4 protein-coding genes are annotated in these 14,406 nt (G+C 50.3%); all 4 read right to left on the minus strand.

Features of this window, described 5'->3' with window-relative positions; all coding sequences use genetic code 11:
• Positions 1–17: 17 nt before the first annotated feature.
• A complete protein-coding gene (locus tag D4L85_RS00715) occupies positions 18–857 on the minus strand; it encodes a toxin-antitoxin system YwqK family antitoxin (protein ID WP_160143453.1) in 840 nt (279 codons plus the stop codon).
• A gap of 50 nt (positions 858–907) precedes the next feature.
• Complete coding sequence (locus D4L85_RS00720; RefSeq protein ID WP_160143454.1) at positions 908–3,136, minus strand: hypothetical protein; 2,229 nt, start codon at positions 3,134–3,136, stop codon at positions 908–910.
• 241 nt (positions 3,137–3,377) lie between these two features.
• Entirely contained in the window at positions 3,378–3,905 is a 528-nt protein-coding gene (locus D4L85_RS00725) for a hypothetical protein (protein WP_119752517.1), read from the minus strand.
• A complete protein-coding gene (locus D4L85_RS00730; RefSeq protein WP_160143455.1) occupies positions 3,902–14,398 on the minus strand; it encodes a LamG-like jellyroll fold domain-containing protein in 10,497 nt (3,498 codons plus the stop codon). The genes D4L85_RS00725 and D4L85_RS00730 overlap by 4 nt, the downstream gene beginning before the upstream one ends.
• Positions 14,399–14,406 lie beyond the last annotated feature (8 nt).

The raw sequence follows: 14,406 nt of genomic DNA on the forward strand, positions 1-14,406 counted from the left end.
CCAGCATACTCATGAAATCAATTTTTTGGGAGCGCTGGTTCTTTTGATTTCTTCTTACGCTTTTTCTCCTCGGTGCTGGGGGGCGGCGCTGTAGGCGTTGTTGCAGGTTTCAGCTGTTCATTCTTTTCTTTTTCTGCTTTCTTCAATTTTCGTTTCTCTTTCCTGCTCAGGGTGTCGGGTGGTGCAGCAGGCTGAACGAGCGTTCCGGCCGGTGCGATTACATCTTGTTTTTGTTTTTTCGATGAAGACTTACGCTCTTTTTTATCTGCCGGTTTCACCGTCTGCAGGCTATCTTTTTTATGCTTCCGGCTCCGTTTTTCGCGTGGCATGACGGGCTTACCATCTTTATAGCGTTGTTCTTTTAAAAGCTCGCCATTGAGATTGTAGAATTTTATAGAACCTTTGACCTGATTATTTTTGTAATATCCCGACTGCGCCAAGGTTCCATTCGCATAAAACTCCTGGTACTGCCCGGCGCGCTGACCGTCTTTCCACGACATTTCCTTTCGGATGTTTCCGTTTGGATACCATGTTGTCCACTGCCCAACTTTCAGTCCCGCGTTGTATTCTCCTTTTTCGAGGAGCGTTCCATCGCGGGCAAATTTCTCAAACTCTCCGTGCAGCAATTTACCGGTATGATTCCCCACGGTGCTTCTCAGCTCCCCCTGGTGAAACCAGTAATACCGCTTGTGGTGATCGTGGGAAACATCTTCCTGCTGAGCCTGGATATGAAACGTGCACACCGTGTCGCTGATGGTCTTCGTGATGATGTTCGTGACTTCCAGATCGTTGTACATGCGTTGTGCTTGCACCGTAGAAATGGTCAACGCGAAAATGACACCATAAACTCTCCACATAACTTCCATAATTACACGAACCTCTCTTGCTTCTAAAAATTTACCAGGACTCAGGGAGCCTGCACATTGATCCTTCCATTGTTTTGGAGAATGAGCGACTTGGTTGTCTTGGCATTCGTTTCGCCTTTCAATTGGACGTCGCCCTTCACTATTAAGTTGGCCGCGATGCCGTCTACCTTTAAGACGCCATTCTCATTGAGAGGATATATTCTTACTCCGCCACTGACGATGCCGGAGTTTACCGTTACCGTGTTCGATTTTATAACGGCGATGTCCTGGTCTGCAGGGTACACCGTGGCCGGTGCTCCACCCTCTGCCAGCGACCATGTGGCCGGCGCATTCCAGGCGCCGTCCGCGATGGCGTAGAAGGTTTGCGGCGTCCGGCCGAAGGAGGCCGTGACCGGTGGCAACTTGCCTTTGTAGATCGCTGCGTCTGCAAAAAGTTGGTTCCCAGCGGTGGTGGCCACCGTGCGGACGGCGGTACCATTGATATAGTATTTTATAAAACCACCTTCTCTTGAAATACTATATATGGCTCCTTCTACCTGCGAAGCCGGGTTCGAGATGTTTGTACCTGCTTCAAAAACGTATACGAAACCATTGGTGAAATAGAAGGCATAATCGAGCGACGCATAAGCAGTGACCGTATTGAACTTCGATAACCCCACCATGGCCGTGCTGGTAGCCGGGGGCAGGGTAAATTCAATCCACCCATCGGTGGTCGGCGCCAGCGCGTTGGACGACAATGCTGAAGCATCCCAAAGGCCAGTCCCATCCACCGTCTTGTAAATTGAATTATCGGGATTGACAGTCGCATTTTGCAAATCCGTCCAGCTCACCGGGTAGCCCAAGCGATAGGTCCTTGAAAACGTGTGGGAGGCAGCGTCCGTCATGTTTACCGTATAGGAACCTCGTGGCTTACCGGATATGATGCTGGAGGTTTCTCCCCCCGTCCAGGTCAGGGTGTAGGGCGCATAAGTACCCTGAACACTCAAGGATATGCTCCCATTTTGATTTGCACTATTGGGTTGAGTAATGGTGGGGGCCACGCGGATCTGTTTATCAAAAGACGCGGTGATCTGTGGTATGGGTACAGCGTTACTGCCGATAGAAACATCTACGACCAGGCCAGCAAGGAAGGGCATGGTCGGTGAGGTCCTCCTCAAAACCCCATTCAAATAATATTTTACAACTGTGCTTTCGCGTGAAATGCGTATGACGTCTCCTTTAATCAACGTCGTTGTTGCTGCGTTGCTCCAGTTCGTTCCTAGTTCATAATACGAGAGACTATTATTCACAGCGATATTGTCGGCAAATGCGATCGTAGGATATGTCTCGTCAATATCAATGCGGCTGAGCCCAATCATCGTCATAGCGCCCGGATCTTCGACGACAAATTCCAAGTATCCGTTCACATTGGGTGGCAGATAGTTCAGGGACGAAGCGCCGGCCGTCCAGGACCCTATCGCATCCGCCTTTTGCAATCTATTGTTTCCCGTTATGTTGACATTTTTCAAATTCGTCCACGCCACGGCATAGCCAAGGGTATAGGTTCGTGTAAGCGTTTTTCCAGCGCCATCGGTGACGGTTACGGTATAGGTACCACGGGCTTTGCCGGAAATCGAGGAGGTCGTTTCACCGCTCGACCAACTGTAGGTGACCGGCGCGGTCTGGCCGTCCAGTGTCAGGGAAATGCTGCCGTCGTTGTTCGCGGTCGATGGATTTTGTATCACGGGGCTTGCCAGCAAGGGAACCTGAAAGGAAGTATTAAAAACAGGTGTGGTCGTGCCGGTTGCCATACTGACGTCGACCCGAAAGCCATCACCGGTATTAAACCCTGATGACGCGAAAATCTGGGTGCCGTTTTTATAGACCCTGCAAGTGCTGGTTTCGCGCGACAGGCGGATCACGTCTCCGACCGCAATCGCGATCGCGCTTCCCTGCGATGTGGCGCCTTTGTAAGGAAGCAATGTCGTCGCCTGCATGTACAGACTGATATCGCTCGATGCATAGCTGGGGTCCGTGTTGTATTTGGACAACCCGACCATGTAGGTGCCTCCGGCGAAAACAAATTCGACGTAGCCATCCGTGGCAGGATAGAGCATATTTTTACTGGCTGCTCCAGACGTCCACGATGGGCCTGTGGCCGGGGCTGTGAGGGTGTTGTTGGCGTTTACGGTGAGGTTGTTCACGTCGGTCCAAACGATGGGGTAGGTGGTTTGGGCGATAGACGCTTGAAAGCTTCCAATGAGAAAAACCAGGTAAATAATTCTTCTCATACTCTTTAACTCTAACGTGACTTTTACTTTGCTATTCATTGCTATTCCTTTTTTTTAACTAATTCCATGGCAATCTTGACTTCTTTTGAAAACCTTCAAGCGCCTTAACTAAGCGAGCTCATCTACGATACTCTTCTCCACTAGATTAAAAGCGGATCTCACATTCATCATTCTCGGCATTTATCTTTCGCAATAACCTAAATCGCCCAACATCAGATTTACTTTAGCTCTCAATTGGGCCTTATAGATTAATTTTTCTTGGATGAATCTTTACAGCCGCACTTGCCCCCTCTTTTATCAATTTCTCCTTCACGGTCTCAAAATCTGATGGTCGCAAATCAAACTTTTGTAACTCCGATAAGTATATCCTATCAAAGACGGCAAGCGTGCCTTTCTGACTCTCAAAATATGTCAAGATATTGGTCTTGACAACATTGTCAATATCAGTAAAATCACTAAATAGTTTTAAAGAATCAATGCCGACATATTTATATAAAAATGACAGGCAATATCTAATTCCTAATTCGTGATTGGAGTTTTTGTGCATCAGATCAATCCAATTGTCAAGAGAAAAACCCTCCCAATATTCTTTGGTGGCAAACATTAGGCGATCAAGGTACGATGGGGAATAGAATCCGAAATTGTAAGTCAAAAACTCGCTAAAGTTTACTTTCTCAAGTTCCTTATTGAAACTGAGGAGACTCCCAACTTCACTTTCCTCCAAAACGTTAAATACCTCCTTCGATAAAGTTTCGATGCTTCCTTTCATGGCGAATGGGTGGTTACTACGTCCAATTTTTCAGCCGTAAGACCAGCAGCTTTAAGGGCCTCGGCTTGTTGAATAAGTTCTTGTTTATTTGGCTGATAGTGCCCGGAATAATCATCTATGTAATCAATTTTACCATCACTATCAATATGGATTTGACCAGCTCCCTTAACGCTAGCCGCTTCACCTGACAAAGTGTAATGGCCACGGCCAATTTTAAACTCCCCCTTCTCTGTTATAACGAAATCATAAAGCCCTTTACCGTTATTTTTATCTGCAAATTTTATTTTACCATCTTTAATGGTAAAGGCAAACACCTTACCATTTTGTTTGGCCGTAAGCTTTCTTGTAATACCAAGTGTATTCGTAGTTGAGGTCTTTGGCAATTTTATCGCTCGCTTAAACAATAATGCCAAGGCCGCCTCTTTGACCATATTTCCCAAAATTTCCTGATCAGTACGATACTCTCCGCTGGCAATTGCTTGGATGGGGTCTTCTTTAAATTTCTTAAAGTCCTCTATGTAATTTCCTGTTCCGCATCCAGGACAGTCACCTGCTGCTGCTGTGAAAGTATACGATATATATGAGCCGTTAGGACCCGGAGCCTCTACTGTAACGTAATCTGTTTCGATTGAATTGGGTATGAGCCAGTAGTCAACTGTTTTGTTGAATTTAAGTTTTGGCTCCTTAGAATTCAAATCTATCACATAATACTGACCTTCCAATCCATCAAGATCAATTGCTTGTATCGGAGTATTTGACGCAAACTGATACGGTGTAAGCATTGGATAATCATCCGCCAAGGGATCAATATTCAAGAATCTCCCTATACTAGGATTGTAGATACGAAAGCCATAGTCATAATTAGCAGATCCCCACTCTCCATTACCATCCTTCTCCTTCCCATTGAACGCATACCGGTACTTCAAATCGGCACTCCATGTCCTTCCCGGCTGATCCATTCCAAATGGATAGTAGTTCGAGACATTCGTCACTTTGGGTTCAAATGCTACCGGTGTTCCCGAACTCACAACACTTAGTTTCGTGTCCGTGATCACCGCTCGTATGTTGCCCAAATGATCCTTCAACTCATACAATCGGCTACTCAATTCCCTTGTGTACATACCTGTACCCGGCAACGGCACTCCGCCGGATTCTCCTATTCGGACCGTGAGCGGCGTCGCATTTCCATCCGAACCGACATTGGTAAAGCCTGGACCCAGGGTGAGCGTCACCGTCGAATTTATGAGATACGATATTCCTTCATAAGTATTTTTGTTCGCGTCGGCATCGATACGCACCTCACCTGACTGCAACCCTTCTATGGGTTGCGTCGGAACAGTAATCGGTTTGTTGTATTGCCCGAGGCGATTGCTGCCATAGATCGGCAATTCCAGCAACGTCAACTCTGTAGTCGTACCGCCCTCTGTGCGCTCATAAACACCCATAATGTTGCCGGCGGCGTCACGAACATAGTAGGTCGTCGTTGAGAGCCCCGCTGTATTTGTCCTGCGTTTGCTCACACGATTACCCAACGCATCATAGTGGAATTGGGTATACGTTCCTCCATCGTTATTTACCCTCAGCACCTTTCCATAGGGACTCCACTTGATGCTATTCCCTTGCTTCTGATCACGGGTCAAATTACCGACCTGATCATACAGATAGTTTCCTGCCGCCTGGGGTTCCACATCCTGGCCAAAGCCCGGTGTTGTTACCAGATCCGGCACGTGACTCAATTGATTAGTCTTGGCATAGTACACCATCGGTGCTGTCGTAGGAACGTTGTCCACCAATGCCGATCCGTCATAGGTTACAACGCTGGTGATGTTCCCGTTCGCATCATAAGCATTCGTGCTCTTGTAGGCCGTGCCTGCTGAAGTCCAGGTCCCGCTCAGATAGTTAAAATTACTTTGCAATAATCGGTTCAATTCGTCGTATTGGAATTGATAGCCTGTCACATTGTCTTTGTAATTCACGCTAGCATTGGCATACGGGCTGTTGATACTCCCGCTGTAATAGTTCCTGCTCGCCCAGGCAGCGATGTTGCCATTGTAAAGGTCTAGCCCGTTCGCGGACAGGACATCCGGTGATGAGGCATCCAGTGTCGAGCCCGAATGTCTGTAATCGCCGCTGTAGTAAGTCAGCGCCATTCCAAACGCATCGCGCGCCGTAAGCGAACCCGTATCCCCATCTTTCATGGGATCGCTGGTCTTATCCAATTGCGGGTTGTTCAACGCCTTCAACCAGCCGTGTATAGTGTGGGTGTAGTCCATGCCTTGCACCTGGTCTTCGCCGATGACCGTGCGCTTCATTTGACCATGCAAATAATAGCTGTACTCCGCCTCTTTTTCCCACAGGTAGCTGTCGCGCGAGGTGAACACCGTTGTGATGCGATTATTCTCATCGTATTCGTATTTGTGGTAGAAGGCATCGGCTTGGCCTGGGTTGTAGCTTACCTGGGTTACCTTGCCACTGATGAGATCGTATTGATAACGAATTCCAATACCTGTAGCCAAGTGATTGGGATCCGAAATTTGCATGCCGGGGATCTGTTGCAAGATCCAGTTTATGTTACCGTGCGGATCGTAGCTGTAGATCGTAATGACCTGGTCGTCGTCCATAGTCAAATCACCATCCTCATCGGTCAAGGTATAACTAACACGGTTGCGCAGGTTGTTCTGTTCGTAGCCCGTGGGAAGTGCGTGGCCGGTCGCAAACGTGGCAGGGTCATATTCTTGCGTATAAAATGTTTTCGTTACAAAACGCCCAGTCGACGGGAAGCTGCTGTTTTGGTTGCGCATGCTATAGAGCATGGCTTCGTTGTAGTTATCGACTTCTCCTACCTCAATGATGCGGCCCAACTCGTCGTATTTCGTGTAGGCATACTTGTTTTCGGACGCCTGCTTTTGTTTGGCGTTGCGCGAGAAACGGATTTTGCCCTTATCGTTGTAGATGCTGGTGGCAAAGTAGTCGGAAGCGTTGAAGACACTTTCTGTGGATGTGCTAACTGGGCGTACAGTAGCCGCAGGGTTTGCATCAGGTGTGTGCTGACGGACCAGTTGGCCTAGGCTGTTGTACTGATATTCAGTCACCAGTGTGTGAGCCGGGTAAAGATTGCTCGAGGAAGCAATTGCCGCGGTGGTATTCACAGGGAGCAACACCACGCCCTTAGGTGGCACGGTGCGCATGAGGTTGCCCGCTCGGTCGTAGTAATAGAGCGTGAAGTGATGCAACCCCGTGTTATAGCTCAGCACCATCTTATCGTTGATGCGGCTGGGCTCGGCGCAGGTCTTGTATACTTCGCGGAAGCTCTCGATGCGGAGATTGATCGCCTGCTCCACCTGTTGGTTGATCGAGGCGGTTATGGTATTTGCTGTGGCCGCCTCGCAGGTTTGTTTTTGGGGCTTGTTGACCACGTCTTCAAGGCCATCCGGGATGGTGACTGAGCCTGGAGCGCTGGTGAAGTGAAAGCACAAGTCCTTTGAGCAGGCCCCCGACGTACTGAACTTTTCCAAATTATAAATACAGCCGCTTTTCCCCGCGATGGCATAAAAAACGGTTTCCGAAGCCCTATACAAATCGTAGAAATCATTCAGCTCATAGGTAGCTGGCGAATTTCCATCGGCGCTGTTAACCACGGTTACCGTCGAGGTCGTTGAAGAGGTAACGTGCACTTTTGCATCGTGACTCAGATCGATCGATCGAATATAATAGTAGGCGTCCGCTGCCAGAACTTTTTGAACATTGGAGAGTTGTCCGCTGTTGTCGATATCCGCTGTTAAAATTTGTCCTCCGCTTATACTATTCCCCAGTATGGTTAGGGAACTTGCTCCTGTACCGTTCTTTATAATGACCTTGTTTTGACTGGCATAGTGAATGAATTGCACATCAATTTTGGGCAATCCTGAAACTCCGCCGCCGATGGAGAAGGTAAGTACATTACTAGCCTGATAAATTCCATTGCTATTGTAAACGGACAGCACTAAGGAATACAAACTCGCGGAGGTTTGAAATCTTGATACCCCATCAAAAATGAAATTTATTGCCTTGGGGCTGACCTCGCCTGCTTGAAAGAGGTTGCCATTAAGATCGCGAGATAAGTTTTCAAATCTGAAAGTCGGTATCCCTCCGGTTTGACTGTATGTCGTTGTCAGCGTAGAACCTGTCCCTATGATATTGCCGTTGCTGCCCGAGCGCTTCAACACAGAAAAGCCTAAATCCGTGCTATTCGCTGGATATCTTAAATGCAAAAAGCTATTGTCGTACTCAATATTTTTTACTTCCGGGTAAAACAGGTTTTTGACATTAACGTTGGCTGCGACTTCGTCCCAAAGCAGATTTCCATTGGCATCAAATCGAAAGAGATGATATACTGCTTCTCCGAGATTTATTCCCGTGATCTTTTTTCCATCCAGGACCAAATCGTAATCGGATTGCAGGCTACTAATAGGATTCACAATCGTAAATGCCGGGTCGGAGCTTCCGGAATTCTCCGTGGCAGTATAGACCGGCAAAGAACCCGTCAACGTGCTTCGAATTTCTTCGTATTTGAATTTCCTGTACCATTGCAAAACACCTTCCTGTGAGAACTTGGCCAGAAAGAAATCGGGAATGGTCTGATCAGCGTTCGACAGACGGGTTCCATCGTTCAAATCTACCCACAACCTATATCTTCCCATCACATAGACGTTCCCTGCCTTGTCGATGAAACTCTCCAGATAAGCGTCGGCTGCGGCGGCCGGAATGAGACAGTTTACAGTTTCTGAACTCATGCTCGGCTTGATTTCATCCCAACCGGCTTGGCAGCTTTGTCCGGGCGAACTGATGCTTACTTCAAAGTCATAAAGCATTGCCTTCTTCAGCTTGTCGCGTTCACCTTGTGTGCCGTAGACCGTTACACCGGTGGCAGCGTCTAACCATGGCGTCAGCGGCGTGTTGCAATAGCCCTTGCAGTTTTCTATCAGTGCCTCCACCATCGCGTCGATCTCGCACTCGCTGTAATCAAATCCCGTCGTATTCGCGGTCCCGTCATACAAACCGATCCAACGGTTACCCCACATGTCCTTCCGCGTGCTGTAGTGCTCGATCTTGGCCGCGTTGTTCTTGTTCATGATGTCGTTGATGAGTGCCTGCCGGAACTCTTCCGACCGGGCTTCGCACGCCTTCCCACATTGCTTGCGCATCAAATCTATCGCTTTGGTCAAGGCCGCAGCTTTGGTCTGCTCATCGTTCACGCCTTGATCACCAAATTGGGTCAGTTGGCTCAGTTGATATTTTTTGCAAAACGTCAGCCCCATCAACATGCTCGCGGTCACTGGCGTGGTGTTGCTCACCCCGGCACAATAACGCAACGCATCCGCCAGTCCATTCACGCGATCATCCATGAACACCAGCCGGTAGGCATGCAATAGATCCGGTTGGACAGATGCGCCTTGTATCCAACCATACCAATCCGACTTCTTAACAAAGTAGCCATTGGAACCATCGCCATTGCACACATCGGGCACCGGATCATTCTCGTTGACTGTTTGGCCCGTATTCATCGCTTCTTTTATCCGGCCGTCCAGCGCCTTCACAAAGTTGTCGTACAAATTGTTGTCCGTGTTGGTGGGCAACATGTTCGGCCCCAATATTTCCAGGTTGTCGGGCGACTCCTTGGTATAGTCGATCGCACCCTTGGCTAAAAACATCTCCGTCTCGCTTTGGAAAACATCCCATGCGGTGTTGCAAGTCACTCGCCCGCTGTTGTCGGCAATCAAATTGGCGATCATCGTGTTGAGTTGACCTTGGGCAAAGTAGAGCTTTGTGTTATCCAGACGATTAGTGAAGTAGGCATAGTTCAGATAAACAACCCCACCTTGTGTGGTGGTTAACACAAATTGTGGATCCCTTTTCAGTATCTCGTCCTTAAAATATCTCTCATAATCATTCTCATAACCGGTCCCAAAAGCGCACGCGTCACCCATATTCGTCGCGCAAAGTGTGATCGCCTGAATGAACACATAGTCGCGGCAACCATTGGTACCCGTGCTCACCGGGATCACGTACTGCTGGTTATCCGGATCGAAGGTGATCGTCTTGTCAGTGACCTTGCCGTCCAGGTAAATCTTCAAGGCCTGCAGATTCGGCTTCCAGTTCGGGTCCGAGGGACTCGGCGGCGCCAGCATATCCTGTACCGTCTTCAGCACACTTCCTGTCGCATACGCCTGGCCTTCATAATAAGTCCGTAGCTGATCTTCATGTTCCTGCAGATAGGTCTTGCTCGGATTGGTTGTGTTCGGATCCAAGTTGTTGATGGTGATGCGTTTCTCTAACTGATACAACACGCCCGCTTCTAAATCCGCCAGTGTAAAGACCGGAGGGTCCCACTTCAACGATGTCTGATCGGCACATTCGCCCGCTTGGATCAATTGTGCCGGGGGTAGCCCCGCATTCACATACAATGGATCACCGTCCTTGTGCAAAAAGAACTCTACCTTATAATCACAGGTCTTGCACAGCGGACCGCTCCGCTGATACAACTGTTTCACTTCGTCATCACTCAAGCCCCGGCGATAGATCGCCAGCTCATCAAAGTAGCCCGCCGTGTTCAGTCCCGCTCCGATCTTGCCAACCCACAACGGCCGGCCCACATTGTTCACCGGTACGGAATTTACCGTCGTGGAGCCTTGCAGTACGCCGTTCACAAATAAATAGATCTTGCCAGCCCGGCGAACACCTACCAAGTGAGCCCATGCCCCCAGCGTGAGGTTGTTTATCGAAGCAACGTTATACATCGTTTGCCCGCTCTCGATCTGGAAGATCGCTCTATTGCTATTGGGACCTGTACTCAGGTTTAGCGCCCACTCGTTGGTACCCTTCGAAGCGGTGTTCGCCCATTTGTTCACCCCCGGTGTGTTCTCCAGGTTGCCCGGCGTGTTCACATTCTTCCTCACCCAATACGATACCGTAAAGTCATCCGCTCCAAAGTCGAAGTCCGCATTGTCGCCCATGTCGATGTAGCCCGTGCCACCATCCAAAGCAAGCGCTTGACCACCAAACGCATCCGGAACTACTGACGCCCCGGTCGAAGTGCCGTTGTAGCCTTTCGTGCCGGCGTCTGTCGCATCGCCGTCAAAGGGATAGTAGCTCACCAAGCCTGTGCTGTTCACACTGGGCGGACACAACTCCAGTAACTGCGCCGGAGTGATCTCATAGTCTACCGTCACCGAAGTGTTGGCCGAAAACACAAGCGGTTTGCGCGACACCGCCGTGTAGGCATTCTCGCGCGTGTTTAACTTCACCTCGTCAACGATCGTCTTGGCCGCCGTTGCTCGCGAGGCCAATGCCGTCAGGTGCGTCGTCGTGATATCCGTGGTCACCACCAGCGCCGTCGCGATCACTTTGCCATCCTTCGTTTTATAGGCCACACTCCCCGTGCCGTTCGCATCGTAGGTCGTGATCTTTTGTACGCTGTTCACATTGGGAGCCTCCTTGCCAAACAATTGGATCAACTCCCCCGCCGCCGGATTGGAATACACCGTCTTCGCCGTCTTGCCGCCCGCCAGCGAGTGCTTCTGTCCTACGCCTGACTGTTCTTTCACACGGCCTGTGCCGTCGTTGGTAAAAATGGTCCGTGTATACGGATACCCTTCCGCATTCGCCACGCCCGCATTTTGTCCATTATCCGTACCGCTGTAATAACCTCCCAGGTCAACGGCCGTCGAGGGGTTGGATACCTTATCTGTGGTAAGGTCATTAAAATCAAAATCTCCCGTACTATACGACGACGCTCCATTGCTGAGCAGGTTACTGATGTAGCCCAGTTTGGTCCGACCGGCTACCGGGATGGGCAAGCTGCTCACCGCATTGCGACCGGCATAGTCCTGCAACGTCTGGCTCGCCACCACCTGGTTCACATCCTGGAGGCGCGTTTGCTGCTGGTTCACTTGTTGTAAACCGTTCGCATACGTCAACTGCTCGCTCACGTGGTTGCCTTCCGTGAACGTCCGGCTGTAGATCCAGTTCTTGTTGTCTTCCGGGTGCGTGTAGTTAAAACCCTGCACACCCGAGGTCTCCGACGACCAGATCGCCTTCAAGTTCTCCGGATTGGCCAGCCCATCCTCCAAGTTGCCGATCGCACGCACGCGCCAATAATATTTGCTGTCATTGCCTCCTTCGGCCATCGACACGGTGACGCTCGTTTCGTCGCTCTCCGTATAAATATTCAACGCCTTGTCCCAGGCTTTATTCCAGTCAGCAATCTCCGCCGCTTCGTCCTGTCCGTAGATCCGCAGCAATTGAAATTGATAGTTGGTCACATCCGGGCAACTGGTCCACGTAAAGGTCTGCTCCCACTTGGTGTTGTCGATTGCGGCCGGTGTCGGCAATACCGTGGCCGTGGCCGCCGAGATCGCATCTTCGTTCTCCTCAAAGCTCGACACCAGTTCCACAAAACTGCTCGCTACCGCATCGGTTGAGCTGAACCCGCTCACCTTGATGCCGATGAACTTGAGCAACTGGGGGTTCATCGCCAGTTCTTTCAGGTAAAGCTGCTCGGGAGCGCCCGTCGTCAGTTTAAAATTTACTTCGAACGTCTGGTTGATACCCGGAAGATCATAGTACGCTGTCACCGTCGCCTTGAAGCTCACCGTGAAGGGTCGTTCTCCAAGATTGTAAAGCTCTCCAAAGTCCGCCTTCAACTTCAGCGTTACAAGGCCGTAGTCGTCGATGCAACCTACATAGTGGTTGCTGTGCTTGGGTAAAAACAAAAATTTCTCGCAATCAACGCAGGCTCCGTTCGCCGACGTACACGACAGCGCATCCTGCTTCAGCGGCGGCAACACATCGGGCGTGGAACTCTTGGGGAGTACTCTGAAGGGAAAATTATACGTCGTTCCGGCACATCCATGGTTCATCGGTTGAACCGTCAATGTTTTGCAATTATCGCTACTGCCTTCCGCCCACACATCGCGGCCGGGAATACCCGTGCCCTGGTTGGTGAAATTCACGCCACTATTGCCATCGTCCCACACAAACGACGTCGCATCCGCTGCCCCTACAGCCTGCAGGTGACTGGGTTCTCCAACAAAATTCACCTTCAGCCCCAGCACGTCCGTCACCGGCGCCGGTGGCGCGCTCACTGTCACCTGCTTGGTCGCCGGCACTGTGCAGCTCGTTGATGCACCATAGCTCGCCGTCACTGTCTGCGCTCCGGGTGTATTCCACGTTACCGTGATGCTCGATGTACCTGCGCCCGCGGTGATCGTACCTCCTGCGGAAACACTCCATTGATAATTGCCCTGACCGCTCTCGGTCGTATACACGTTGTTCGTCGTGCCTACGCATACATCGGTAGCCGTCGTGCTGATCGTTGGGACGAATCCCTGACCTACCGTCACCGTTAGACTCGCCTCTGTGGATTGACATCCAAACTCATCTCCGTCTATATAGGAAACCCTGATGGTTTTCGTCCCTGGTGTGGTCCAGGTCACCGTCATGCTGTTGTCTAAGCTCCCTCCTCCACCTACCGTTGCTCCAGGCGGGATACTCCACGAATAACTGACCATACCCCCTTGTGTAGTAAAGGTCTGCGTCTGACCAACGCAACTGCTTGTCGATGGATTATTCTCAAAACTCGCCGTCAACGTCTGCTGCACATAAACGATGCCGCTACCGGTCCCACTCACTGTACAGCCTTTGGCGTCGGTAACACCGCTGGCAAACGTATAGGTGGTCGTCGTATTCGGGTTTACCATAATGGGTTGCGGCGAAAAGTAGTTGTTCACGACCGTCCCATTGCTTAAGGTGAACGAATAGGGCGGCGTGCCTCCCGAAATATTCGAACTCACATACGCGCTCTGGCCACTGCAGATCTTTTGGAATCCCTGATACGCTGACAGCACCGCGCTCGTCGGTGCGGCGTTTTGAGTGACCGTCTTGGGGCTGGAGATCGTATAACAACTATTGCTTCCCGTGAGCTTCACCGTATAGTTATGCGTACCAGGACTATTGGACGTTGCGTAGTTGGGGGAGTTGGATCCTACCGGCGTAGTGACATCCTTGTACCATTGATAGGTGTAGCCGCTGCTGGGAGTGGCCAGAAGAAAAAGCGTTCCATTGGAGCAGATCTCCGCAGCACCAGTCGGTGTTATCACGGCGGCAGGTGAGGCCTTCACTGTAACGTTAATATACGATCCCGGCGTCACTGTCGAACCACATCGCACGATGGGTCGGAAACTATAACTGCCCGGAGCACTCCAGGTGATGGTGACGTTAGCCCCATTGATGCTGATGGACGTGGCTTCATTGGGTTTATCCAGCGCCTGGATAAAACAATTCTGTGTATCGATCCCCGTGTTATAGGTCACCGGTTCTCCCTGGCAGGGGTTGGTGACAGCCGTCGTGCCTCCGCTTGTTTGGGAATAGGCCGATAAAAATGTCGACAACGACAGTATAACGGTCAGTAAACAGCCAAACGCCTTTCCGGAAGCACGCAAACTTCTCGACAGCATTTGCGTTT

Origin of the sequence: Chryseolinea soli (assembly GCF_003589925.1) — a bacterium.
GTDB classification, from domain to species: Bacteria; Bacteroidota; Bacteroidia; order Cytophagales; family Cyclobacteriaceae; genus Chryseolinea; species Chryseolinea soli.